This window comes from Microcella sp. (assembly GCF_046296455.1).
GTDB lineage: Bacteria > Actinomycetota > Actinomycetes > Actinomycetales > Microbacteriaceae > Microcella.
The window spans coordinates 1-23,747 of record NZ_JBKBLF010000007.1; the positions used below are offsets into that span (position 1 = coordinate 1).

23 protein-coding genes and 2 rRNA genes are annotated in these 23,747 nt (G+C 71.7%); 19 read left to right on the forward strand and 6 right to left on the reverse strand.

Going from position 1 to position 23,747, the window contains the following annotated elements:
• The 8 genes from ACK4HH_RS05025 to recN form a co-directional block, all read left to right on the forward strand.
• Positions 1–234 (forward strand): 23S ribosomal RNA (locus ACK4HH_RS05025); the annotation flags it as partial.
• Between the two features lie 142 nt (positions 235–376).
• Positions 377–493 (forward strand): 5S ribosomal RNA (gene rrf, locus ACK4HH_RS05030).
• A 441-nt stretch (positions 494–934) separates the two neighbouring features.
• On the forward strand, positions 935–1,657 hold the full coding sequence (locus tag ACK4HH_RS05035) for a hypothetical protein (protein ID WP_409648940.1): 723 nt from the start codon (positions 935–937) through the stop codon (positions 1,655–1,657).
• The gene (locus tag ACK4HH_RS05040) at positions 1,599–2,669 is read left to right on the forward strand and encodes an HAD-IIA family hydrolase (protein ID WP_409648943.1); all 1,071 of its coding nucleotides are present in this window, start codon (positions 1,599–1,601) and stop codon (positions 2,667–2,669) included. Before ACK4HH_RS05035 ends, ACK4HH_RS05040 begins: the two co-directional genes overlap by 59 nt.
• 2 nt (positions 2,670–2,671) lie before the next feature.
• Positions 2,672–2,839, forward strand: a complete 168-nt coding sequence (locus ACK4HH_RS05045; RefSeq protein ID WP_409648946.1) for a hypothetical protein — start codon at positions 2,672–2,674, stop codon at positions 2,837–2,839.
• Positions 2,839–3,765 carry a TlyA family RNA methyltransferase gene (locus tag ACK4HH_RS05050; RefSeq protein WP_409648948.1) on the forward strand — a complete coding sequence of 309 codons (927 nt, stop codon included), beginning with the start codon at positions 2,839–2,841 and terminating at the stop codon, positions 3,763–3,765. The genes ACK4HH_RS05045 and ACK4HH_RS05050 overlap by 1 nt, the downstream gene beginning before the upstream one ends.
• Positions 3,762–4,682 carry an NAD kinase gene (locus ACK4HH_RS05055; RefSeq protein ID WP_409648951.1) on the forward strand — a complete coding sequence of 307 codons (921 nt, stop codon included), beginning with the start codon at positions 3,762–3,764 and terminating at the stop codon, positions 4,680–4,682. Before ACK4HH_RS05050 ends, ACK4HH_RS05055 begins: the two co-directional genes overlap by 4 nt.
• Positions 4,679–6,376, forward strand: coding sequence for a DNA repair protein RecN (gene recN, locus ACK4HH_RS05060; protein WP_409648954.1), 1,698 nt, complete (start codon positions 4,679–4,681; stop codon positions 6,374–6,376). Before ACK4HH_RS05055 ends, recN begins: the two co-directional genes overlap by 4 nt.
• A gap of 86 nt (positions 6,377–6,462) precedes the next feature.
• On the opposite strand, the gene ACK4HH_RS05065 is transcribed toward recN, so the two are convergent.
• The gene (locus tag ACK4HH_RS05065; RefSeq protein WP_409648956.1) at positions 6,463–7,335 is read right to left on the reverse strand and encodes a hypothetical protein; all 873 of its coding nucleotides are present in this window, start codon (positions 7,333–7,335) and stop codon (positions 6,463–6,465) included.
• Between the two features lie 74 nt (positions 7,336–7,409).
• Here ACK4HH_RS05065 and ACK4HH_RS05070 point away from each other — a divergent pair, with 74 nt between their 5' ends.
• Genes ACK4HH_RS05070 through ACK4HH_RS05080 form a run of 3 tightly spaced genes read left to right on the forward strand, consistent with a single transcriptional unit; the run spans position 7,410 to position 10,762 of the window.
• Positions 7,410–9,152, forward strand: coding sequence for a CTP synthase (locus ACK4HH_RS05070; protein WP_409648958.1), 1,743 nt, complete (start codon positions 7,410–7,412; stop codon positions 9,150–9,152).
• Positions 9,149–9,772: an NUDIX domain-containing protein gene (locus ACK4HH_RS05075; protein WP_409648961.1), complete on the forward strand. Its 624-nt coding sequence runs from the start codon at positions 9,149–9,151 to the stop codon at positions 9,770–9,772. The genes ACK4HH_RS05070 and ACK4HH_RS05075 overlap by 4 nt, the downstream gene beginning before the upstream one ends.
• Positions 9,773–9,775: 3 nt before the next feature.
• Entirely contained in the window at positions 9,776–10,762 is a 987-nt protein-coding gene (locus ACK4HH_RS05080; protein WP_409648964.1) for a site-specific tyrosine recombinase XerD, read from the forward strand.
• Between the two features lie 28 nt (positions 10,763–10,790).
• On the opposite strand, the gene ACK4HH_RS05085 is transcribed toward ACK4HH_RS05080, so the two are convergent.
• From ACK4HH_RS05085 to ACK4HH_RS05105, 5 genes are read right to left on the reverse strand one after another with little or no spacing between them, the layout of a single operon-like run.
• Positions 10,791–12,002, reverse strand: coding sequence for a hypothetical protein (locus ACK4HH_RS05085; protein WP_409648967.1), 1,212 nt, complete (start codon positions 12,000–12,002; stop codon positions 10,791–10,793).
• 5 nt (positions 12,003–12,007) lie between these two features.
• Positions 12,008–13,150 carry a hypothetical protein gene (locus ACK4HH_RS05090; RefSeq protein WP_409648970.1) on the reverse strand — a complete coding sequence of 381 codons (1,143 nt, stop codon included), beginning with the start codon at positions 13,148–13,150 and terminating at the stop codon, positions 12,008–12,010.
• A gap of 27 nt (positions 13,151–13,177) precedes the next feature.
• On the reverse strand, positions 13,178–14,395 hold the full coding sequence (locus ACK4HH_RS05095) for a hypothetical protein (protein WP_409648973.1): 1,218 nt from the start codon (positions 14,393–14,395) through the stop codon (positions 13,178–13,180).
• Between the two features lie 30 nt (positions 14,396–14,425).
• On the reverse strand, positions 14,426–15,364 hold the full coding sequence (locus tag ACK4HH_RS05100; protein ID WP_409648976.1) for an NAD-dependent epimerase/dehydratase family protein: 939 nt from the start codon (positions 15,362–15,364) through the stop codon (positions 14,426–14,428).
• Positions 15,361–15,963, reverse strand: coding sequence for a hypothetical protein (locus ACK4HH_RS05105; protein WP_409648979.1), 603 nt, complete (start codon positions 15,961–15,963; stop codon positions 15,361–15,363). Before ACK4HH_RS05105 ends, ACK4HH_RS05100 begins: the two co-directional genes overlap by 4 nt.
• A 102-nt stretch (positions 15,964–16,065) precedes the next feature.
• Here ACK4HH_RS05105 and ACK4HH_RS05110 point away from each other — a divergent pair, with 102 nt between their 5' ends.
• The 8 genes from ACK4HH_RS05110 to der all read left to right on the forward strand — a co-directional run bounded on the left by ACK4HH_RS05110 (position 16,066) and on the right by der (position 23,570).
• On the forward strand, positions 16,066–16,728 hold the full coding sequence (locus ACK4HH_RS05110) for a TetR/AcrR family transcriptional regulator (protein WP_409648982.1): 663 nt from the start codon (positions 16,066–16,068) through the stop codon (positions 16,726–16,728).
• 76 nt (positions 16,729–16,804) lie between these two features.
• Complete coding sequence (locus tag ACK4HH_RS05115; RefSeq protein WP_409648986.1) at positions 16,805–17,692, forward strand: ParA family protein; 888 nt, start codon at positions 16,805–16,807, stop codon at positions 17,690–17,692.
• Complete coding sequence (locus ACK4HH_RS05120; RefSeq protein WP_409648989.1) at positions 17,676–18,551, forward strand: segregation and condensation protein A; 876 nt, start codon at positions 17,676–17,678, stop codon at positions 18,549–18,551. The genes ACK4HH_RS05115 and ACK4HH_RS05120 overlap by 17 nt, the downstream gene beginning before the upstream one ends.
• Positions 18,552–18,555: 4 nt before the next feature.
• A complete protein-coding gene (gene scpB, locus ACK4HH_RS05125; protein ID WP_409648991.1) occupies positions 18,556–19,209 on the forward strand; it encodes an SMC-Scp complex subunit ScpB in 654 nt (217 codons plus the stop codon).
• Entirely contained in the window at positions 19,199–20,113 is a 915-nt protein-coding gene (locus ACK4HH_RS05130; RefSeq protein ID WP_409648994.1) for a pseudouridine synthase, read from the forward strand. The genes scpB and ACK4HH_RS05130 overlap by 11 nt, the downstream gene beginning before the upstream one ends.
• Entirely contained in the window at positions 20,110–21,198 is a 1,089-nt protein-coding gene (locus ACK4HH_RS05135; protein WP_409648997.1) for a prephenate dehydrogenase, read from the forward strand. The genes ACK4HH_RS05130 and ACK4HH_RS05135 overlap by 4 nt, the downstream gene beginning before the upstream one ends.
• Before the next feature lie 34 nt (positions 21,199–21,232).
• Positions 21,233–21,895, forward strand: coding sequence for a (d)CMP kinase (gene cmk, locus ACK4HH_RS05140; RefSeq protein ID WP_409649001.1), 663 nt, complete (start codon positions 21,233–21,235; stop codon positions 21,893–21,895).
• Positions 21,896–21,956: 61 nt separating this feature from the next.
• The gene (gene der, locus ACK4HH_RS05145; RefSeq protein ID WP_409649003.1) at positions 21,957–23,570 is read left to right on the forward strand and encodes a ribosome biogenesis GTPase Der; all 1,614 of its coding nucleotides are present in this window, start codon (positions 21,957–21,959) and stop codon (positions 23,568–23,570) included.
• The last annotated feature ends 177 nt before the right edge of the window (positions 23,571–23,747 follow it).

A 23,747-nucleotide genomic window follows, 5' to 3' on the forward strand; every position in this document is an offset into this window, starting at 1 on the left:
GTTGGACGAACCTCTGGTGTGTCAGTTGTTCCGCCAGGAGCACCGCTGATTAGCTACGTTCGGGATGGATAACCGCTGAAAGCATCTAAGCGGGAAGCCGGCCTCAAGATGAGACTTCCATGCCTTCGGGCGAGAGGCTCCCAGCCAGATTACTGGGTTGATAGGCAGGATGTGGAAGAGGGGACTAAAGACCCTTGCAGCTGACCTGTACTAATAAGCCGATAACTTGACAACACCTCTTCTGAGGAATGAGATTTGTGTTGCTCGCGTCCACTTTGTGGTTCTCGATTTACGGTCGAGAACTACGCACAGACTCAACACTGTGAGAACAGTGCTTGGCTTGTCTGTCCGTAAACGATTGATAAATCAATAGTGTTTCGGCGGCCATAGCGAAGGGGAAACGCCCGGTTACATTCCGAACCCGGAAGCTAAGACCTTCTGCGCCGATGGTACTGCGAGGGCGACCTCGTGGGAGAGTAGGACACCGCCGGACTTCTTTGTGAGATGGCCACCCAGCAATGGGTGGCCATTTCGCGTTAACGCAGTACATTCTTGAGCTCAAGGAGTCACCATGGCCGAACGGCCCGATCGCCCCTCGCGCGACGACCGCGCCCCTCGCAGCGGGGGCCCGAAGCGCGACGCCTCGCCGCGTCGAGATGGTGCTGCGAAGCGCGATGGTGCTGCGAAGCGGGATAGTGCGCCGAAGCGAGATGGTGCGCCCACGCGTGATGGTGCGCCGCGTCGGGATGGCGCGGCGAAGCGCGATGGCGCGCCGCGCGGCGACGGTGCACCGAAGCGGGAGGGCGGCGCGAAGCGCGAGGGTACGGGGTACCGCGGTCCCCGCCCCGCCGGCGCGGGTCGCCCCGAGCGACCGAACCGGCCCGAGGGCGACAACGATCGTCCGCGGCACGATGACCCGGTCATCCGCGAGGGTGTGACGGGCGCCGAGCTCGACCGCATCGCGCGCAACGAGCTCAAGACCTTAGCCAAAGAGAACGCCGATCGCGTTGCGCAGCACCTCGTGATGGCGGGCCTGCTGATCGACGAGGATGCGCCGCTCGCGCACCGGCACGCTCAGGCGGCCGCGCGCCGTGCAGGCCGGATCGCGCTCACGCGCGAAACCCTCGCGATCACGGCCTACGCCACGGGCGACTTCGCGCTCGCCTTGCGCGAACTGCGCACCTACCGTCGCATCTCGGGTTCGAACGAGCAGCTGCCGCTCATGGTCGACTGCGAGCGAGGCCTCGGCCGCGCCGAGAAGGCGCTCGAGCTCGGTCGCTCGGTCGACCGCCGCACGCTCAGCGTGCCGACGCGGGTCGAGCTCGCGATCGCGATGTCGGGCGCTCGCCTCGACCTCGGGCAGACCGAGGCGGCCTTGACCGAGCTCGAGATCCCGCAGCTCGACCCCTCCACGGCGTTCAGCTATAGCCCGGCGTTGTTCGACGCGTATGCGATCGTGCTCGACGAGCTCGGTCGCACCGATGAGGCAGAGACCTGGGCGCGCCGCGCTGACGTCGCGGCCACCGCGCTCGCTTCGGCAGGGGCCGACGACGGCGACGAGACGATCGAGATCATCGAGCTCGACGACGACGAAGGCGATGAGGCGAGCAACGCGGAGCCCGCGTCGGGGCGGTCGGAGTCCGACGGTGACCGGTAGCGAGCATCCCACCCCCCTCGCGGGACGCGATGCGCTGCTGCTCGACCTGGACGGTGTCGTCTACACCGGGCCGGGGGCGATCCCGCATGCCGTCGAGAGCATCGTGCGCGCCGCGGGCACCGTGCGCGTCGGGTACATCACCAACAACGCCTCGCGCACCGACGAGTCGGTCGCCGCGCATCTGCGGGAGTTCGGGCTCGCGGTCGAGGCGGCCGATGTCGTCACGAGCCCGCAAGCGGCGGTGCGCATCCTGGCGACGCTCGTCGACCCGGGCGCTCGTGTGCTCGTCGTGGGGGGAGACGGCCTCGTGAGCGAGGTCGAGGCCGCCGGCTTTCGAGTGACGCGCTCGGCCGACGACGGGCCCGCGGCCGTCATCCAGGGATTCGCGCCGCACGTGGGCTGGGAGCACCTGGCCGAGGCGTCGTTCGCGCTGCACACGGGCATCCCCTGGGTCGCGACGAACACCGACTGGACGATCCCCGTTGCGCGCGGGATCGCCCCGGGCAACGGAACGCTCGTCTCGGCCGTGCACCTCGCGGTCGGGCGCCTGCCGGTCTTCGCCGGAAAGCCGGAGACCGCGATCTTCGAGGTCGCGCGCGAGCGCTTCGGTGCGAGCAACCCCCTCGTCGTGGGCGACCGCCTCGACACCGACATCATGGGCGGCAAGCGGGCCGGGCTCGCGACGGCGCTCGTACTGACGGGCATCGACCGCGCCAAGCAGGTGCTCGCGGCCCCGCCGACGATGCAGCCCGATTACATCCTGGGCGACCTGCGCGAGCTCTTCGAGCCCTACCCGGCGATCGCGATCGAGGTGGATGCCGACGGCGTGCGCACGGCGGAGGTCGGGCAGGCGGTCGTGCGCATGAAGCAGCACGTCGTGCGGGTCGCACGCGCGGGCGATGATGCCCTCGACCTGCTTCGCGCGGCTGCCGCGGTGATCTATGCCTCGGGATTGCAGATCTACGGTCTCGATGTCGATGAGCAGCTCATGCAGCTCGCGGTATCGTCGTGACCATGACCGACGGCGAGTTCGCGCCCGAGCCCGACGAGGCCCTGCTCTCGCGGCTGGCGCTCATCGACGAGCGCCCCATCGAGAGCCGTGCTGCCGCGTACCGCCAGTTGCACGACGAGCTGCGGCAGCAGCTCGAGGCGAGCGACGGCGACTCCGCCCGATCGGCGTGATGACCGACGTGCCCGAGCCGGCCGACGACGTCGAGCCCGGGCCCGCCGAGCGGCAGGCGCCCCCGAGCGCGCGGCGGCTCGACCTCGAGCTCGTGTATCGCCGACTCGCGCGGTCGCGAACCGCGGCGCGTGCGGCCATCGAGGCCGGGCGCGTGACGGTCGACGGGCGCGCGATCGTGAAGCCTGCGCATCCCGTGCCCGAAGCGGCGGTGATCGCCGTCGATGGCGACGACCGGTACGTGAGCCGTGCTGCCCTCAAGCTCGTCGCCGCCCTCGATGCGAGCGGCATCGATGTGCGCGGGATGCTCGCTCTCGATCTGGGTGCCTCGACGGGCGGCTTCACCCAGGTGCTGCTCGAGCGCGGCGCCCGCCAGGTGATCGCGCTCGATGTCGGGCACGGACAACTGGCGCCCGAGCTGCGCGCCGACCCCCGCGTGGTGGTCGTCGAGGGTGAGAACGCGCGCGCACTCACCGCCGAGCGCCTCGCCGCGGTGAGCGGCGTCGCCGAGCGACCCGACATCGTCGTGGGCGACCTGAGCTTCATCTCGCTCACGCTCGTGCTGCCGGCGGTGGTCGCGACCGTCGGAACCGGGGTGCCCGTCGTGCTGCTCATCAAGCCGCAGTTCGAGGCGGGCCGGCTGGGTATTCGCGAGGGCATTGTGCGCGACGCCGCGGTGCGCGACGACGCCATCATGGCGGTGCTCTGGGCGGCGAGCGATGCGGGGCTGAACGCGAGCCATCTGCTCTCCTCCCCGATCGTCGGCACGGGAGGCAACCACGAGTATCTCGTCGTCTTCGGGGCGGGTGTCGGGGTGCATCCGACAGAATGGAGGGCGCGAGCCGCCGAGCTGGCGCTGGCGCACGTTCCCGACCGCACCGTTCCCGACCGTACCGTTGTTGATCACCCGCAGAAGGGGTCATCGTGACCGACCGCCGCATCCTCGTCGTCGCCCACACCGGGCGGCCCGAGTCGCTGGGCGCCGCCGTCGATGTCGTGCGACTGCTGCGGGCAGCGGGCGTGCATCCCGTCGTCGACGCGGAATCGCGCGACGACCTCGCCGCCGCCACGGGCGAGGGCGAGCTGCTCGTGCTGGGCGACACGGCCGAGGTCGGCGAGCTCGAGCTCGTGATCGTGCTCGGTGGCGACGGCACCATCTTGCGCGCGGCCGAGCTCGCCCGCGGCGGGTCGGCGCCCCTGCTGGGCATCAACCTCGGGCACGTGGGGTTCCTCGCCGAGAGCGAGCGCGACGACCTCGCCTCGGCGGTGGGCCGGGCGCTCGAGCGGGACTACCTCGTGGAAGAGCGCATGACGCTCGCCGTACGGGTCAAGCTCGGCGCCGAGGTCATCTACGAGACCTGGGCGCTCAACGAGGCCACGGTCGAGAAGGCGAGTCGCGAGCGCATGCTCGAGGTCGTCATCGAGGTCGACGGTCGGCCGCTGTCGAGCTTCGGCTGTGACGGCGTCGTCATGTCGACGCCGACCGGGTCGACGGCCTACGCGTTCTCGGCGGGCGGCCCTATCGTCTGGCCGAGCCTCGATGCCCTGCTGCTCGTGCCCCTCAGCGCGCACGCCCTCTTCTCTCGGCCGCTCGTGGTCGGCCCCAACAGCTCGCTCGCGGTTGAAGTGCTCGATCGCACGCAGGGGGTCGGGGTGCTGTGGTGCGACGGGCGCCGTGCCGTCGACCTGCCGCGCGGCGCCCGTGTCGTCGCACGACGATCGTCGACGCCCGTGCGCCTCGCCCGCCTGCACCCCGGCCCGTTCACCGACCGGCTGGTCAACAAGTTCGCCCTCCCGGTGCACGGCTGGCGGGGTCCCATCGACGAGGAGGGCCGCGGCGCGTGATCGAAGAGATCTCCATCCGCCATCTCGGGGTCATCGGCGAGGCGCGCCTGCCGCTCGGGCCGGGCTTCACCGCGCTCACGGGCGAGACGGGCGCGGGCAAGACCATGGTCGTCACGGCGCTCGGACTGCTTCTGGGAGACCGTGCCGACACCGGGGCGATCCGCTCGGGCTCGGGCCAGGCGCTCGTCGAGGGCCACTGGCACGTCGACGAGCACGGGCCCGTGGCCGAGCGCGTGCGCGACGCCGGGGGAGACCTCGACGGCGGCGCGCTCATCCTCAGCCGCTCCATCTCGCAAGAGGGCCGCTCGCGCGCGGTCGTCGGCGGGCGCTCGACGCCCGTCGGCGTGCTCAACGAGATCGGCCAGCAGCTCGTCGTCGTGCACGGGCAGAGCGACCAGATCCGGCTCAAGTCGGCGACGGCGCAGCGCGAGGCGCTCGACCGCTTCGCCGGGCCCGAGCTCTCGACCGTGCTCGGGGACTACCAGGAGGTCTTCCGGCGCTGGAACGACGCCCAGGCCGAGCTCGACGCGCTGGTCGCGGAGCGCGACCGCCGCGCACGCGAGGCGGAGGACCTTCGTCTGGCGATGACCGAGATCGAGGCGGCCGCCCCGCGTCGAGCAGAAGACGTGGAGCTCGCCGAGCGTGCCGACCGGCTTACTAACATCGAAGACCTGCGGCTCGCCGCCGCGCAGGCGCACGAACTGATCTCGAGCGAGAGCCTCGATGAGGCGCGGGATGCGCTCTCGCTGCTCGACAGCGCCCGACGCACGATCGACCGCGTGTCGGGGCACGACCCCGAGCTCGTGCCGATCGCCGAGGCCATCGCCAATGCCGGCTTCGTCGTGGGCGAGCTCGCCACGCAGCTCTCGTCGTACCTCGCCTCGCTCGACAGCGACGGCGGGCGTGAGCTCGAGACCGTGCAAGAGCGTCGCGCCGAGCTCGCCGTGCTCATGCGCAAGTACGGCCCCTCGCTCGACGAGGTCATCGACTACCTCGACTCGGGTAGCGGTCGGCTCATGGAGCTCGACCACGACACCGACCGCATCGAGTCGTTGCGCGCCGAGGTCGACGCCGATCGAGCCCGCGTCATGATGCTCGCCGACCGACTGAGCGACCTGCGGCGGGTGGCGGGCATCCGGCTGTCGGAGCGCGTGACGGGCGAGCTCGCCGCGCTCGCCATGGGCTCGGCGCGCATCACGGTCGAGGTCACCCATCGCGAGGAGTACACGGCGAGCGGCCGTGATGTCGTCGCCATCCTGCTGCAGCCGCACCCGGGCGCCGAGCCGCGCCCGCTCGGCCGCGGTGCGTCGGGCGGCGAGCTCTCGCGCGTCATGCTCGCGCTCGAGGTCGTCATCGCGGCGACCGACCCCGTGCCGACCTTCATCTTCGACGAGGTGGATGCCGGCGTCGGCGGCGCGAGCGCCATCGAGATCGGGCGGCGTCTCGCGCGCCTCGCGCAGACCGCGCAGGTCATCGTCGTCACGCACCTCGCGCAGGTGGCCGCGTTCGCGACGAACCACTTGCGGGTCGTGAAAGACAGCGACGGGCACGTAACCGCGTCGAGCGTGCAGCAGCTGCAGGGCGATGAGCGCATCGCCGAGATGGCGCGCCTGCTGAGCGGCCTGCCCGACAGCGAGTCGGGGCTCACGCATGCGCGCGAGCTCATCGAGACAGCGCGCGAGCTCGTCGGCTGAGCGGGAACGCGCGCCCCGATCGGCTGAGGCGACCGCGGACGAGCGCCGCGTCGGCGACGCGCGCCTGAGGATCGTCGCCGGGGCGCTCAGTCGCCGATCGGGATGCTGGTCTGCTGCGCGGAGCCGTCGCGCTCCTCGAACCGCACCGCCAGGGTCACCGCCCCCGAGCCGACGCCGTCGGGCACGCCAAGCACGTGCGTCGTGGGTCCGAAGTCGGCGGTGCACACCCGCCCGGCCGGCAGCGGCCCGAAGACGAGCGACAGCTGGGCCTCATCGACGAGGGTGAGGGAGGTCGCCGGCGGCGGGCAGCTCGAGCTTCCCCACGTGATGACCCGCAACGATTGCCGCTCGGGCCCCCAGAACGCGAGCGGCTCGCCGCTCTCGAGCGCGTCGGGCGGCAGCGTGATGTCATCCGGCGCACCGCGCAGCGTCTGCACGGCGATCGTCGCCGGTTCAGTCCAGGGCCAGAGCTCTGCCGTGCTCAGGGTGGGGTCGGCGGCGCCGAAGGCGTCGAGAAAACGCGTGATCTCAGCGGTGTACGGGCCATCACCCTGCCCCCACCCCTCGGGGGTGGGGAGCACGTGGGTACGCGGCGCGAGGTCGTCGGTGCAGGCATACGCGGCTCCTTGCCGCAGCTCGATACCGACGGTTGCGTCGTCGAGCACCGTGACCGCGGTGGCGATGAAGGGGCAGGCCGAGCTGCCGTAGCTCACGATCGTGATCGTCGCGCGATCGTCGGCGAGCCAGCCGATCGGCTCGCCGCGCCATCCCTCGTCCCAGAGCGGCTCGGCGATCGGCGCATCGGCGGGGAACCCATGCTGCTCGGTGAGCGCAACCGAGACGGGCGCGCCGCTGAGGCCCGCGCATCCACCCAGCACGACGGCCACGATCGCGACCGCGGCGATGCCGGATGCCCGGCGCAGCATCCTCAGACCCGATCGGGGCGCGCGCACGCTCATGGCCGCCACTGTACGCTCACGGCGTTGCGCGCGTCGAGACCGAGCGGGCCTCGCGTCGGATACGATAGAACCCCGTGGCGGACACTTCAGATTCTGGTTCAACCGGTCGCATCACCAAGCACATCTTCGTGACCGGAGGTGTCGTCTCGTCTCTGGGCAAGGGCCTCACCGCCGCGAGCCTCGGCAACCTGCTGACCGCGCGCGGCTTGCGCGTCGTCATGCAGAAGCTCGACCCGTACCTCAACGTCGACCCGGGCACGATGAACCCGTTCCAGCACGGCGAGGTCTTCGTGACCGACGACGGCGCCGAGACCGACCTCGACATCGGGCACTACGAGCGCTTTCTCGACATCAACCTCGACCAGGCCGCCAACGTCACGACCGGCCAGATCTACTCGCAGGTGATCGCGCGCGAACGCCGCGGCGAGTACCTCGGCGACACCGTGCAGGTGATTCCGCACATCACCGACGAGATCAAGCGCCGCATGCGGCTGCAGGCGCAAGACGAGCAGCAGCCCGACGTGATCATCACCGAGATCGGCGGCACGGTCGGCGACATCGAGTCGCAGCCGTTCATCGAGGCCGCGCGCCAGGTGCGCCACGAGCTCAGCCGCCGCAACGTCTTCTTCGTGCACGTGAGCCTCGTGCCGTTCATGGGCGCGAGCGGCGAGCAGAAGACCAAGCCGACGCAGCACTCGGTCGCGGCGCTGCGGTCGATCGGTATTCAGCCCGACGCCCTCGTGCTGCGCAGCGACCGGCCCGTATCGAGCGCCAACCGCCGCAAGATCGCGCTCATGTGCGACGTCGACGAGGCCGCCGTCGTCAACGCGGTGGATGTTCCCTCGATCTACGACATCCCCTCGATGCTGCACAGCCAGGGCCTCGACAGCTACATCATGGACCAGCTCGACCTGCACGCCGGCGAGGTGCAGTGGGATCGTTGGAAAGACCTGCTCACGGCCGTGCACGAGCCCAAGCGCGAGGTCACGATCGGCCTCGTGGGCAAGTACATCGACCTGCCCGACGCCTACCTGAGCGTGACCGAGGCGCTGCGCGCCGGCGGCTTCGCCCACCAGGCGAAGGTGCTCATCCGCTGGATCGCGAGCGACGAGTGCGAGACGCCCGAGGGCGCCGCCAAGAACCTGGCCGACCTCGACGGCATCTGCGTGCCCGGCGGCTTCGGCGTGCGCGGTATCGAGGGCAAGCTCGGCGCTCTGCGCTTCGCGCGCGAGAACCGCATCCCCGTGCTCGGCCTGTGCCTCGGGCTGCAGTGCATGGTCATCGAGTACGCGCGCGACGTCGCGGGCCTGCCCACAGCATCCAGCACCGAGTTCGACCCGGAGACCGAGTTCCCCGTCATCGCGACGATGGCAGAGCAGGTCGAGATCATCGCCGGGGGAGACCTGGGTGGCACGATGCGCCTCGGGCTGTACGAAGCCGCGCTCGCGCCGGGCTCGATCGTCGAAGAGCTCTACGGCGCGCCCGTCTCGCACGAGCGCCACCGCCACCGCTACGAGGTCAACAACGCCTACCGCGAGCAGATCGCGGCGGCGGGCCTCGTCTTCTCGGGCACGAGCCCCGACGGCACGCTCGTCGAGTACGTCGAGCTGCCGCGCGACGTGCACCCGTTCTACGTTGCCACGCAGGCGCACCCCGAGCTGCGGTCGCGGCCGACGAACGCGCACCCGCTGTTCCGCGGGCTCGTGGATGCGGCGATCGAGCGCCAGCGCGCCTCGAAGCTGTTCGACGACGAGACGGGCGAGGTCGGGCTGGTCGCCGCTGCGTCCGCCGGCACCGAGGCGGGCGCGCCCGAGTGACCGAGGCGGCGGCGGGGCCCGACGGCACGGACCGCCCGGCCGAGTCTGTCACGGCGCCGTCGCTGCGCGACGAGGCCTTCGGCGTCGAGGTGCTGCAGAGCGACGTGGCCTTCGCGGGCGTGGTGTGGGATATCCGCCGCGAGCGCTTCGCCTACGGCGAGGGCGCCCTCACGCGCGAGTTCATGGAGCACCCCGGCGCGGTGGCCGTGCTGGCCGTCGACGCCGCCGATCGGGTGCTGAGCATCCAGCAGTACCGCCACCCCATTCAGATGCGCAACTGGGAGCTGCCCGCGGGGCTGCTCGACGTCGAGGGTGAGCCGCCGCTCGAGGCCGCGCAGCGCGAGCTGGCCGAAGAGGCCGATCTCGTCGCTGCCGACTGGCAGCCACTCATCACGATGCACACCTCGCCGGGCGGGTCGGACGAAGTGATCCACGTCTTTCGCGCGACGGGCCTCTCGGCGGCGCCCGAGGTCTTCGATCGAGGGGCGGAGGAGGCCGACATCGTGCTGCGCTGGGTCGCGCTCGACGAGGCAGTGGATGCTGTGCTCGCCGGTCGCGTGCACAACGGCATCTTCCAGGCCGCCGTGCTGGCCGAGCACGCCCGGCGTTCGCGGGGCTGAGCAGTGTCGGCACTCGAGCGCGCAGCGCCCACGGCGCTCGAGCGGGAGGTCGAGCGCTATCTGCGGCACATCGCGCTCGAGCGCGGGCGCTCGGTCAACACTGTCGCCGCCTACCGCCGTGACCTCGCGCGCTACCGCGAGCACCTCGCCGCGCGCGGCGTCGACGAGGTGCGGGCGATCGGCGAGGCCGACGTCGCGGCGTTCGTCGCCGCCGTGCGCGACCCCGGGCAGCCCGTCGAGGGGGAACGCCCCGCGGGCGTGAGCGCCTCGAGCGCCGCGCGCATGCTCTCGAGTGTGCGCGGGTGGCACCGGTTCCTCGCCGAGGAGGGGCTCGTCGACCGCGATGTCGCGGCCGAGCAGCGTCCGCCGAAGCAACCCAAGCGCCTGCCGAAGGCGATCACGATCGACGAGGTCGAGCGCCTGCTCGAGGCCTGCGGCGGCGACGACCCTCTCGCGCTGCGTGATCGGGCCCTGCTCGAGCTGCTGTACGCGACGGGTGCGCGCGTGAGTGAGGCTGTCGACCTTGACGTGGACGACGTCATGGGCGACGGTTCGGCCGCGGCCGGTGGCATCGCGGTCGGCGATGCCGTGCGGCTGTTCGGCAAGGGCCGCAAGCAGCGCATCGTGCCGCTGGGCCGCTACGCGCGCGAGGCGCTCGAGGCCTACCTCGTGCGGGCGCGGCCGCTACTCGCGCCGCGGGGGGCGGCGACGCCCGCGCTGTTCCTCGGGGCCCGCGGCGCCCGCGTATCGCGGCAGAGCGCCTGGCTGATCATTCGGGATGCCGCGGCGCGCGCATCCCTCACCGCCGAGCTCTCGCCGCACACCCTGCGGCACTCGTTCGCAACCCACCTGCTCGAGGGCGGTGCCGACGTGCGCGTCGTGCAAGAGCTGCTGGGGCACGCGAGCGTCGCGACGACCCAGCTCTACACGCTCGTGACGGCGGATGCGGTGCGCGAGGCCTGGGCGACCGCCCACCCGCGCGCGCTCTAGCCGGTTCGGGTCAGGCCCGCAGCGCCGATCACTCGGTCGAGGCGGTCTGCGCCGAGATCTCGCCCGTCGTCGACCACGAGACGAGGTTCGTGCGCCCCTCGCGCTCGAACTCGAGCAGCATGCCGCGACTGCCGAGGTCGGCGAACGCGACGCATCGGCTCTCGCGCTGCACGCCGTCGGCCACGATCGCCAGGCAGGCCACGCGATCGGGAGCATCGGCAGCCCCGCTGCTCTCGCCCTGCTCGATGGGGCGCACGGGCACCGCGGTGTAGGCGGCGACCCACTCGGTCTGCGGCGTGACGGTGGGCCCGCCGACCTCGGCCGTGTCGCGGATCAACGCCGGCACGGGGAAGATGCGGCGCAACTGCTCGACGGCCAGGCCCGTCTGCTCGATGAGCGGCTGCTCGGTGAGGTAGCGCAGGTCGTCAGCGGTCTCGGTGATGTCGAGGAACACGCCCTCGATGCCGGGATCCATGGCGCGCCGCTGCGCGTCGGTCATGAGCACGTCGAGTTGCGCGCGACCGTGCGGGCCCCAGTCGACGTCGTACTGGCCGCCGATCCCGAAGAGCGTCATCGAGGCCCCGGCGGCCTCGAACTCGCCGCGATCGAGGCACTGCCGGTCGGCGATGACCGGCGTCTGGGCGGCGCGGTCGAACTCGGCGATCGCGAGGCAGACCAGGTCGCTCGCGGGCTCGTCGCGGATGACGCGGTACGCGATGACGGTGCCGTACTCGATCGTGCCGAGCACGCGCGGACCGAGAGACACGGTCTGGCCCTGCCGCAGCAGCAGCGTCAGGTACTCGCGCTCTTCGGCCGAGTCGTCGCGATCGAAGACCGCGAGCGAGCTCGCCGTCGCGGGCTGTGTGTCGAGCAAGGGCGGCAGGGCCACGCCGGCGATCACGGCGAGCAGGGCTCCGGCGCCGACGATCGCGGCGACGCGCCGGCCGCGAGGGCGCGGCTCATGGTCGGCCGGCCCCGTGGGGTCGGTCGAGGACTGCGCATCGACGATCGGTGCCGTCGAGGTGATCGCGCCGTGCCCCAACGGGGAGGCCCGTGCCGCAGGTGTCAGCACGGCCCCGGCGCCCGCGACCGCTCGGGCCGCCGCGTCGCGCTCGATCGCACGCCGCTCGAGCTCTTCGGCGGCGCTCTGGGCGCGCGCCGCCTCGGCGTCGGTGCCTGGTCGCCCGTAGGCCCACCGGGCCAGTCGCGCATCGTCGGCCGTCGAGAGATCCTCGCTCATGACCCTCAGTCAAGCACCCCGAAGCCGCCGCCGGCAGCCGACTCCTGCAGCGCGACCGTGTCGTCGGGTCGCCACTCGAGGCCGAGGCTCGAGGCGGGGGTGCGCGACTGCGCTACGAGACCCGCGCGTTCGAAGGCCTCGCGGCCTGCGCACGTGACGCTCGCGCCGAGCTGGCTGGCGGCATCGGCCTCGCGCGCGAACAGGTGCCCGCAGTACGACCAGAGCCCGGTGATGGGAGAGGCGACGAGCGCACCCACGGCATCCCAGCTCGGCGTGGTCGACAGCACGCGCACGAGCAGCCGGTCGTCGGGATATAGGGTGCGCAGCAGTGCGGCGAAGGCGAGATCGTCGTCGCGCAGGGCATCCGTGAAGAAGGCATCGGCGGCGATCGAGCGCGGAGCAGCCGTCGCAGCGGAGTCGGCCGCGACGACCGAGACCGTCGGGGCACCGGTCGGCCCCCACCGCACGATGTAGCGGCCCGAGCGCCCCGTGAGGCTCGCCTGCAAGCCCGACCGCTCGACGCTCTCGCGCTCGCGGCAGAACGGCGCTCCGAGGGCGCGGTCGGCGACGGCGATGAGGCACACCTCGTTGCGGGGGCGTTCGTTCGGCGCCGTTCTGACCACCCGGTACGCGACGATGCGGGCGCCGTCGCGTTCGGCGATGACGCGCGGTGCCACGCTCAGGCGCAACCCCTCTCGCTGCAGCTGCTCGCCGAGGGCGACCTCGCCCGCGGTCGCCGCGGGGGCGAACACGTCGAGCGACGAGGGGGCCGGCGCGACGGGCGCGGTCGGCAGACCCGTCGTCACGACCGTGAGAGCCAGGATGCCCGCCGCGCCGATCGCGATCCCGCGACCCCATCGCGGCCCGGTCGCCCGGTCGAGGCGGGGCCGATCATCGGCACCGCGCGCGCGATCGCGGGCCGCGAGCTGCGGGGCGGTCGCCGCCGGCTCTCCGCTGCGGGCCGGCAGCTCGGCCGCACGCCGCGCGAGCTCGCGAACGGCGGCGGCCGCGCGTGCCCGATCGGCGGGCGTGTCGGTGCGGCCGAACGCGAGCCGCTCGAGCTCGCTGTCGAACAGGTGCGTCACGACGTGCTCGAGCGCCGCATCCTGGCGGGATGGCGGGCGGTGCTCGTCGGGCGACATCGACACGAGTACCAGTAAACCCCGTGGGGCTCGTCAGTCGGCGGGCCGCAGCGTGTCGGACCGCTGCGGTCCGTCGGCACCGATGCTGACCTGCCAGGCCCGCCCCTCGGCCGTGACGGTGTACTGCAGTCCGTCGCGGCGAACCGTGTCGAGCGGGGCGCACACCTGGGTCGGCCCCTCATCGGGCAGGGTCGAGGTGACGCAGAACACCGGCCCGGCATCCTCGGTGCCGCCCTGTACGACGAACGCCACCGTCGTGACGTTCGGGGCGTCGTCGGCCGGGGTGAAGATCGGCACAATGGCGGGGCCGAGCAGCAGCTGCTCGGGGTCGTCGATCAGCGGCGCGGCATCGGCCTGCGAGGTCGGCGACACCATCCAGTCGAGCACGCTCTCGGCTGCGCCGACACCGTCGGGCGACGCGACCTGCTCGATGCGGGGCCCGCCCTGCGGCCCCCACGTGACCACCTCGAAGCCCTCACCGCCCTCGATCGGGCCCAGGGGCAGCGTGAGCCCCTGGCTCGTCATGCGCTCGGGCAGGGCGCAGCCCGCGTTGATGATGCCGCGGCTCAGATCGACCGACTCGCCGCTCACGACGATGCAGTAGGGGTCGTAGGCCGTGCTGCGACCGTCGGCCACGGCCGCCGAGCGAAAGACGATCGCCACGAGGCCGTCGCCCAGCTCGACCACGCGCGGGCTCTCGGTGATGACCGAACGCAGACCGCTCTCGAGTCGCTCTTGCCACTCGAGCTCGTCGCTCGTCGGCGCGCGATCGAACATCGCGAACGGGCCGGGCTCGGGCAGGGTGAGCGCGACGGCGCCGGCTCCCACGGCGAGCAGGGCGGCGATGAGGCCCGCCTGGCCCGTGCGCAGCATCCGGTGCCGGTGCCTCGCGGCGAGATCCGGATCTTCCACGCTCGATTCCGCATCGGCATCGCCGGGGCGTGCACCGGGGCCGTCACCCGCGCCGTCACCGGGGTCGGCGCCGGGATGGGCGGCGGCCTCGTTCGCGGCGCGGGCGAGCTCGGCGCGACGGGCCAACTCGCGCAAGGCGGAGTCGGCCCGCTCGCGATCGGTGGCGTCGCTCTGCCGGCCGAAAGCCCAGATCTCGAGCTGCCGGTCGTCGGCGTCAGCGAGCCCGGCGTCAGCGAGCCCGGCGTCAGCGAGCCCGGCGTTCGTGACCTCGGCCTTCGCGACCGCGGCATTCGTGACCGTGGCGCGCGATCGCTCTGGCGTCGGCGGGTCGTCGGTCATGAGCGTCAGTCAAGCACGCACCCCAGCGCCTCAGCGGTAGGACGCGAGTGTCATCGCGATGGCCTCGTCGATGGGGGTGGCGTGAACGTCGAGTTCTGCGGCGATCGCGGTGCTGTCGACGATGAAGTCGGTCTCGAACTCGTAGGCCATCTCGACGACCTCGCGGATGGTGCGGTCGCGCAGGCCAAGAAGGCGGAAGATCCAGGTCGGCGTTCCCGCGATCTTTCCCGTCGTACCGGCGAGGCGGAACGCCGTCTGCGCCATCTGCCGCGAGGTCTGCGGGTGCGGGTCGTTCGGCAGGTGCCAGACGCGTCCAACCGCGCGCGGGTCGGTGCCCAGCACCGCCAGCCCCTCGCCGATGTCAGGAATGAAGGTGTACGAGTGAACGAAGTCAGGCGAACCATAGAGGCGCGCGGTGCCCCCGGCGAGCACCGCGTCGAAGACGAGATCGCCGAAGGGTGACGCTATGCCGCCGCCGGGGCCGAAGTAGTCAGATGCCCGGCCGGTGGTCACGCGCACGCGACCGCTCTCGTGCGCCTCGCGCAGCTGCTCGGCCATACCGTTGCGCAATCGACCTTTGCGCGTGTGGGCGTTGAGCGGCGACTGCTCGGTGAGCGGCGAACCATCGGGGCGGCCGTAGCCGTAGACGTTCTCCATGCTCACGAGCAGCGCCCCGGTCGACTCGGCCGCCGCGAGCACGCCGTTCTGCAGCGCGGGGAACAGCTCGGTCCACTCGTGGTACTCGGGGTTCAAGCACTGGTAGACGACGGATGCGCCCGCTGCGGCCCGCCGCGCGAACTCCTCGTCGCGCGCATCCCCCGCGAGCACCTCGACACCGGCCGGGGCGTCGCCTGCGGGGTACCGGCCCGAGCGGTTGACCATGCGCACCGGCAGGTCTCGGCGCCGCAGCGAGTGCATCGTGGCGCGGGCCACGGGGCCCGTGCCGAAGATCACATGGAGGTCGCTCATGAGGTCGCCGATTCGGTCGAGCCGGCGGTCACCGGCGTGCGGTCGAGGGTCACGGCGCCGAGAATAGCGACACCGAGCGTCGCGATGAGGGCTCCCGAGGCACCGAAGACGGCGTACTGCCGCTCGACGTCGATGCCGGCGAGGGTCGTGACGACCCAGCCGAGGCCCCACAGCAGGGTGACCCCGCCGGCCCAGAGCGCACGGCGAGCGTCGCGCGGCAGGGCGAGGGCCTGCGCGGAGCCGAGCAGGGCGCCTGTGAGCAAGCCCTGCACGGCGAGGGCGGGCAACGTCGTGCCGTGGCCGACGAGGGTCGAGCCGGCCAGCAGCCCGAGCGCGCCGCCGACGCCGCTCGCCAGCAGCCAGGGCAGGGTGCGTGCCCGGCCGCGCAGACCGAGCAGCTGGGCCGCGCCGACGGCGAGGCCGACGACGAATCCGCCCCCGAGCGCCGGCAGGGGAGCGTCGATCGGTCCGATGACGGCCGTGACGAGCAGACCCGAGAGCGGGAAGGCGGGGAGGACGAGCAGCCAGCGGAGGGCATCCCGAGCAGGATGCGAGCGCGGCGAGACCGGCGAGATCGCGGGCGATGAGGGGGAGGACATGGGTTCCGATCGATTAGTGCACGCTGTGCAGAGTTGTGAGTGGTCGATACTGTACAGTGTGAAGTGATCGCGAGCAAGAGCGATCGTGACGAGGGGGCAGTCATGGCAGCACCGGGACCGGTTCGACGGCTCAACGAGCGCATGATCATCGACGCCGCCTTCGGTGTCGTGAGCGACCACGGCTTCGAGAAGCTGTCGATCCGCCGGGTGGCCGCCGTGCTCGGCGTCAGCCCCAACGCGCTCTACACCTACGTGCCCGACCGCGCTGGGCTGCTGCGCAGCATGGTCGAGCGGGTCATGGGCTCGGTCGATCTGGGCGTGCTCGAGATCGCGACGCTCTCACCGGCCGAACGGCTCGTGGAGTTCGCGGTCGCCATGCGGCGCACGCTACTCGGGCATCCGGGCGGTGCCGCGCTCATCATGACCGGCCCGATCGACGGCCCGCAGGCTCTGCGCCTCAACGAAGGGCTGCTGCGAACGCTCACCGAGACGGGGCTCACGCTCGACGACGCCGCGCGGGGCGCCTACGCGCTGCAGGTGCACGTGCTCGGCACGGTCATGCTCGAAGCCGCCGACGGCGGAGACGGCGAGCCCGAGCGCGAAGAGTCGCTCGCCCTCGAGCGCCGCGCCGCGCTCGATGCCGTCGACGCGAGCGGCGTTCCGCTCACCGCCCAGACGGCCGACATCGTCGCGCGCTACAACACGACGGGCCAGTTTCGCTGGGGCGTGCGCCGGCTCGTCGACGGGATGCTCGTCGCGGGATGAGCCGCACCCGGGTCGCACCACCACCGCTCGGAGCGCCGCCCGGCGCTCGCTCGCCCGGTCACTAGACTGGGGCGCTATGAGCGGCGACAACGACAGCGGAGCGGAGCTCGCGGGCTTCGACGAGCTCATGCCCGGCCCGACGGGCCGTCCGCTGCGCGACTTTGCCGAGCCGAAGAAGCTCAGCAGCCACGGCCCGGCGCGCATCATCGCCCTGTGCAACCAGAAGGGCGGCGTCGGCAAGACGACGACGACCATCAGCCTGGGAGCGGCGCTCGCCGACTACGGCCGCAAGGTGCTCGTGATCGACTTCGACCCGCAGGGCGCGCTCTCGGCGGGACTCGGCATGCAGAGCCACGACGTGCCGACCGTCTACGACCTGCTGCTGGGCCGCGAGAAAGACGCGCGCAAGGCCGTGCAGGCGACCGCGACCAAGAACCTGCACCTCATCCCCGCCAACATCGATCTGAGCGCGGCCGAGGTGCACCTCGTCAACGAGGTGGCGCGCGAGCAGATCCTCGCGCGCGTGCTCGCGCCCATTCGCGACGACTACGACGTCATCCTCATCGACTGCCAGCCGAGCCTCGGCCTGCTGACGGTCAACGCGCTCACAGCCGCGCACGGCGTGCTCATCCCGCTCGAGTGCGAGTACTTCGCGCTGCGCGGCGTGGCGCTGCTCGTCGAGACGATCGACAAGGTGCGCGACCGCCTCAACCCCGCCGTGCAGCTCGACGGCATCCTCGCCACGATGTACGACGCCCGCACGCTGCACAGCCGCGAGGTGCTCGAGCGCGTGGTCGAGGTGTTCGGTGAGAAGGTGCTCGAGACGGTCATCGGCCGCACCGTGAAGTTTCCCGACGCCTCGGTCGCCGGTGCCCCCATCACGAGCTTCGCGCCCGAGCACCCCGCCGCGGCCGCCTACCGCCAGCTGGCCCGAGAGCTGATCGCGCGTGGCCAGGTCGCCTGAGTCGGCGGCCGGATCGGCGGGGGCGGCGGGCACTGCGGGGGCGGCGACGATCGATCCGGATGCCCCTGCCGCCGGTTTTCGCGTCACGCTCGACGACTTCGACGGCCCCTTCGACCTGCTGCTGAGCCTCATCACCAAGCGCGAGCTCGACATCACCGAGGTGAGCCTCTCGGTCGTGACCGACGAGTTTCTCGCCTACCTGCGCGCGATGGACAACGACGGCAGCGTCGACCAGCTCGACCAGGCGAGCGAGTTTCTCGTCGTGGCCGTGACGCTGCTCGACCTCAAGATCGCGAGCCTGCTGCCGCAGGGCGAGCTCGTCGATGCCGAAGACGTCGCGCTGCTCGAGGCGCGCGACCTGCTGTTCGCGCGCCTGCTGCAGTACCGCGCGTTCAAAGAGGTCTCGGCGTGGTTCGCCCGCAGCATGGCCGAGGAGGGCGAGCGCCACGTGCGCTCGGTGCGGCTCGAAGACCAGTACCGCGAGACGACCCCCGAGCTGAAGTGGACTCTGAGCCTCGACGACTTCGCGGCCCTCGCCCTGCTGGCGCTCACGCCGAAAGAGATCCCGGTCGTCGGGCTCGACCACCTGCACGCGCCGCTCGTGTCGATCCGCGAGCAGGCGGCGCACGTCGTCGCCCTGCTGCGCCAGGGCGAGCCCGTGACCTTCCGCCAGCTCATCGCCGGCGCCGACGCCAAGGGCGTCATCGTGGCGCGCTTTCTGGCCTTGCTCGAGCTGTACCGCCACGCGGCCGTGGGCTTCGAGCAGCTCGAGCCCCTCGGCGAGCTGACGGTGCGCTGGACAGCCGAGAACTGGACGGACGAGAACCTCGTGAACCTGGGGAACGATTATGGCCAGTGACCGCATGACGACCGATGAGCCGATCATGGATGCGGCGCCCGGCACGATCGAGGCTGGCAGCGACGAGGCGCCCGCGCGCGGCATCCCGCACGGCGTCGACGTGGCCCGCGCGCTCGAGGCGATCTTCATGGTCGTCGATGAGCCGCAGAGCGTCGTCGGTCTCGCGAGCGCCGTCGGGCGACCGGTGAAAGAGGTGCGGGCGGCGATCGCCGAGCTCGTGGCCGACTATGACGGTCTCGCCGTCGATGGCCGGCCCGCGGGGCCGCGGCGCGGCTTCGAGTTGCGCGAGGTCGGCGGCGGGTGGCGCATCTACGTGCGCAGCGAGCTCGACGAGGTCGTGCGCGACTTTGTGCACACGCAGAACCCCTCGAAGCTCTCGCAGGCTGCGCTCGAGACGCTCGCCGTCATCGCCTACAAGCAGCCCATCAGCCGCGGGGCGATCGCGTCGATCCGCGCCGTCAAGGTCGACTCGGTCGTGCGCACGCTGCTCGGGCGCGGGCTCATCACCGAGGCCTTCACCGACAGCGAGACCGGTGCGATCCACTACGAGACCACCGATCTGCTGCTCGTGCAGCTGGGCATCAACTCGCTCGACGAGCTGCCCAAGATCTCGCCGTTGCTCGACGACGGCAGCGAAGGGTTCGACGATGTCCGATAGGCACAGTGCTGACAATCGCGCCGATCGTGACCTCGTGCCTGATGTCGTCATCGACTGGTCCAGCAACCAGCGCGCGGGCGACAGTGCCACGAGCGAGCGCCTGCAGAAGGTGCTCGCCGCCGCGGGCGTCGCGAGCCGACGGGTGTGCGAGAACCTCATCGTCGCGGGGCGCGTGACCGTCAACGGCGAGGTCGTGACCGAGCTCGGATCGCGCGTCGAGCCCGCGACCGACCTCGTCGCGGTCGACGGCGTCGCCATCCAGCTCGACACGACGAAGCGCTACATCATGCTCAACAAGCCGACGGGCGTCGTGAGCTCGATGGCCGACGAGAACGGCCGCCGCGACCTGCGCGAGTTCGCGCGCGAATACGACGAGCGGCTGTTCAACGTGGGCCGCCTCGATGGCGAGACGAGCGGGCTGCTGCTTCTCACCAACGACGGCCCGCTCGCCAACGTGCTCGCGCACCCGCGCTACGGCGTCGAGAAGACCTACATCGCGAAGGTCACCGGCTCGGTGCAGGCCTCGACGCTGCGCACGCTCAAAGAGGGCATCGAGCTCGACGACGGCCCCATCGCGGTCGACGCCGCCCGCGTGCTCGGTGCGCCGAGCCAGGGCCACTCGATGGTCGAGCTCACCCTGCACTCGGGCCGCAACCGCATCGTGCGGCGCATGATGGCCGCCGTCGGGCACCCCGTCGTCGAGCTCGTGCGCCGCCAGTTCGGCCCGCTGCACCTCGGCACGCTCGCCTCGGGCCAGATGCGCGAGCTCACGGATGCCGAACGCGGCGCCCTGCTCACGATCGCCCGGCAGCACGAGCAGGCCGGCCCTGCCGCCGCCGAAGACCCCGACGCCGACACCGCCGCGCCCACGCGCGCCCCGCGCGCCCCGCGGAGCACCTCGTGAGCGACCGCCGCCTGCACGAGCACGTGCACATCATCGGCGCGGGCCTGCTCGGCACGAGCATCGGCCTCGCCCTGAGCGAGAAGGGCGTCGACGTGACGCTCGCCGACCAGTCGCCGACGGCCGTGCGGCTCGCGGTCGACTACGGGGCGGGCCGCGCTCCGCGCGCCGACGACCGACCCGGCCTCGTCGTGGTCGCGGTGCCGCCGGATGTCACGGCCGCGACGGTCGCGCAGGCGCTGGCCGAGCATCCCGATGCCATCGTCACCGATGTCGCGAGCGTGAAGGGCAGCGTGCTCGCCGAGCTGCACGCGCTCGGCGCCGACGTCAGCCGCTACCTCGGCACCCACCCGATGGCGGGGCGCGAGCGCGGCGGGCCCATCTCGGCACGCGCCGACCTCTTCCTCGGCCGGCCGTGGGTGCTCGCGGGCCACGAGGGCATCAGCTACCGCCGCGCGGGCGCGATCGAAGACCTCATTCTCGACGTCGGCGCCGTGCCGATCGAGATGAGCGTCGACGAGCACGACCGCTCGGTCGCGATGGTCAGCCACGTGCCGCAGCTCGTCGCGAGCGCCATGGCGGCACGGCTGCGAACGGCCTCGAACGGCGCCGTCGGCCTCGCCGGCCAGGGCGTGCGCGACGTCACGCGCATCGCGTCGAGCGACCCCGGACTGTGGGTGCAGATCCTCTCCGCGAACGCGGCACCGGTCGCCGAGATATTGCGCGGAGTGCGCGACGACGTGGATGCCCTGCTCACGGCCCTCGACGACCCCGAGGCGCCCGGCTCGCGCCGTGCCCTCGCCGAGCTCATCGCGGCGGGCAACGCCGGGGTCGCCCGCATCCCCGGCAAGCACGGCGACGACCGCCGCTTCGCGCAGCTCGTCGTCATGATCGACGACACCCCCGGCCAGCTCGCGCGCCTGCTGACCGAGATCGGCGAGCTCGGCATCAACATGGAAGATCTGCGGCTCGAGCACTCGCCGGGCGCCCCCATCGGCTTCGCCGAGGTCTCGGTGCTGCCCGAGGTCGAGCAGCGCCTCATCGACGAGCTCTCGGCGCGCGGCTGGCGCATCGCGGGCGCGAGCTGAGCATCCACCCCTCACACCCCCGAAAGGACCTTCTGTGAGCGACATCATCGTGGCCGTCGACGGCCCCGCCGGCAGCGGCAAGTCGAGCGTGAGCCGCGAGGCGGCCCGTCGGCTCGGCTTCGCCTACCTCGACACGGGGGCCGCATACCGCGCGCTCGCCTGGCACTGCCTCGACGAGGGCCTCGATGTCGAGGATGCCGCGGCGGTGGCCGAGCGGGTTGCTGCGTTCGACTACGCGATCGGGATGCAGCCCGACCACTACTTCGTGCGCGTCGGGGGAGAGGACATCACTCCCGACATCCGCGAGCCGCGCGTGACGGCCGTGGTGAGCGCGGTCGCGCGGGTTCCGGAGGTGCGCGCGGGGCTCACGGCGCTGTTCCGCCGGCTCATCGCCGAGTCGTCAGAACCCGGCGTGATCGTCGAGGGCCGCGACATCACGACGGTCGTCGCGCCGGACGCCGCCGTGCGGGTACTGCTCACGGCCTCACCAGAGGCTAGACTGGCCAGAAGGTCGGCGGAGCTGAGCGCCGTGTCGACCGAGGCGACCGCGCAGCAGCTGGCCTCGCGGGACGCCCAGGATTCCCGTGTGGTCGACTTCATGAACGCCGCCGAGGGAGTCACGACTCTCGATTCCACCGACCTCGACTTCGAGCAGACGGTGCAGGCGCTCATCGACACAGTGCGTGCGGGGGCCTGAACTCAGGGTCTCGCGCGAAACACACGCCGCCCGCGGGCGGCGGAACAAGTGGGAGGATCCCATGACCGAGAACCCTGTCAACCCTGAGCTGTCTGGCGACGACGCTGCCGAGCGCGACGCGATTCGCGATGCCACGCGCAGCACTGCGCGCGACGCATCCGGCGCGTCCGACGACGCCGAGTTCGCGAACGCCGAGGCGGCCGAAGCCGTCGCCGCGCGGCTCGCCGAGCTCGACGACGACCTCGCCGCCAAGCGCGCCGACGCCCTCATCGCGGGCCTCGCCGCCTATGAGCTCGACGACGACGACCTCGAGCTGCTCGAGGGCGCCGAGCTGGGCGAAGACGGCATCATCACGATGCCCGCTCTGCCCGTGCTCGCGATCGTCGGCCGACCGAACGTCGGCAAGAGCGCGCTCGTCAACCGCATCATCGGCCGCCGCGAGGCCGTCGTGGAAGACACGCCCGGCGTGACCCGTGACCGCGTCACGTACAAGGCCGAGTGGAACGATCGCAAGTTCACCCTCGTCGACACCGGCGGCTGGGAGCCCGACGCCTCGGGCATCAACGCCTCCGTCGCCGCGCAGGCCGAGGTCGCCGTCGACCTGGCGGATGCTGTGCTCTTCGTCGTCGACGCCATGACCGGCCCGACCGCGACCGATGAGTTCGTCGTCAAGATGCTGCGCCGCTCGAAGAAGCCCGTCATCCTCGCCGGCAACAAGGTCGACGATGCGCGCCAGGAGCCCGAGGCCGCCGCGCTGTGGGGCCTGGGCCTCGGCAACCCCTGGCCCGTCTCGGCCCTGCACGGCCGCGGCGTCGCCGACTTGCTCGATCACGTGCTCACGGTGCTGCCCGAGGTCTCGGCCGTGGCGAAGCAGGAGTTCGGCGGCCCCCGCCGCGTCGCCCTGCTCGGCCGCCCGAACGTCGGCAAGTCGAGCCTGCTCAACAAGGCGGCGCGCGAAGAGCGTGTCGTCGTCAACGAGCTCGCCGGCACGACGCGCGACCCGATCGACGAGCAGATCGAGCTCGGCGGCAAGGTGTGGCGCTTCGTCGACACCGCGGGCATCCGTCGTCGCGTGCACCTGCAGCAGGGCGCCGACTTCTACGCCTCGTTGCGTACGGCCGCGGCGCTCGAGAAGGCGGAGGTCGCGGTCGTGCTCATCGACGTGACCGAGCCGCTCAGCGAGCAGGACGTGCGCATCATCGACCTCGTGCTCGAGTCGGGCCGTGCGCTCGTGCTCGCGTTCAACAAGTGGGACCTGCTCGACGACGAGCGGCGGCGCTACCTCGAGCGCGAGATCGAGCAGGACCTGCACCACGTGGCGTGGGCGCCGCGCGTCAACATCTCGGCGCGCACGGGTCGTCACCTCGAGAAGCTCGTACCGGCTCTCGAGGTCGCGCTCGAGTCGTGGGATACCCGCATTGCGACCGGCAAGCTCAACGCCTTCGTGGCCGAGCTGACGGCCGCGCATCCGCACCCCGTTCGGGGCGGCAAGCAGCCGCGCATCCTCTTCGCGACGCAGGCCTCGACGCGCCCGCCGACGTTCGTGCTTTTCACCACTGGATTCCTCGACCCGCAGTACCGCCGCTTCATCACGCGGCGCCTGCGTGAGGTCTGGGGCTTCGAGGGCACCCCCATCCAGGTCAATATGCGAGTTCGCGAAAAGAGGCAGCGCTAGGCGCTGCCTGCCGAGGCCATTTCTGGCCTCGGCCGCGAACTCGCCGCGATCCGTCCCGCGCGTCAGGGTAGGAGGCAGCGCTCAGCGCTGCCCGCGAGGGCCATTTCTGGCCGTCGCGCCTGACTCGCCGCGATCCGTCCCGGATCGCGGGCGGGAGAAAAGGCAGCGCTCCCCGCG

What these genes read in the sequence shown, in the direction of transcription:
- ACK4HH_RS05095 (WP_409648973.1), bottom strand. Translation starts at nt 14,395, where the DNA reads ATGACCGACGACCCGCCGACGCCAGAGCGATCGCGCGCCACGGTCACG.
- ACK4HH_RS05110 (WP_409648982.1), top strand. Translation starts at nt 16,066, where the DNA reads ATGGCAGCACCGGGACCGGTTCGACGGCTCAACGAGCGCATGATCATC.
- der (WP_409649003.1), top strand. Translation starts at nt 21,957, where the DNA reads ATGACCGAGAACCCTGTCAACCCTGAGCTGTCTGGCGACGACGCTGCC.
- ACK4HH_RS05065 (WP_409648956.1), bottom strand. Translation starts at nt 7,335, where the DNA reads ATGAGCGTGCGCGCGCCCCGATCGGGTCTGAGGATGCTGCGCCGGGCA.
- ACK4HH_RS05040 (WP_409648943.1), top strand. Translation starts at nt 1,599, where the DNA reads ATGAGGCGAGCAACGCGGAGCCCGCGTCGGGGCGGTCGGAGTCCGACG.
- ACK4HH_RS05045 (WP_409648946.1), top strand. Translation starts at nt 2,672, where the DNA reads ATGACCGACGGCGAGTTCGCGCCCGAGCCCGACGAGGCCCTGCTCTCG.
- scpB (WP_409648991.1), top strand. Translation starts at nt 18,556, where the DNA reads ATGACGACCGATGAGCCGATCATGGATGCGGCGCCCGGCACGATCGAG.
- ACK4HH_RS05105 (WP_409648979.1), bottom strand. Translation starts at nt 15,963, where the DNA reads ATGTCCTCCCCCTCATCGCCCGCGATCTCGCCGGTCTCGCCGCGCTCG.
- ACK4HH_RS05100 (WP_409648976.1), bottom strand. Translation starts at nt 15,364, where the DNA reads ATGAGCGACCTCCATGTGATCTTCGGCACGGGCCCCGTGGCCCGCGCC.
- ACK4HH_RS05050 (WP_409648948.1), top strand. Translation starts at nt 2,839, where the DNA reads ATGACCGACGTGCCCGAGCCGGCCGACGACGTCGAGCCCGGGCCCGCC.
- ACK4HH_RS05115 (WP_409648986.1), top strand. Translation starts at nt 16,805, where the DNA reads ATGAGCGGCGACAACGACAGCGGAGCGGAGCTCGCGGGCTTCGACGAG.
- ACK4HH_RS05130 (WP_409648994.1), top strand. Translation starts at nt 19,199, where the DNA reads ATGTCCGATAGGCACAGTGCTGACAATCGCGCCGATCGTGACCTCGTG.
- ACK4HH_RS05085 (WP_409648967.1), bottom strand. Translation starts at nt 12,002, where the DNA reads ATGAGCGAGGATCTCTCGACGGCCGACGATGCGCGACTGGCCCGGTGG.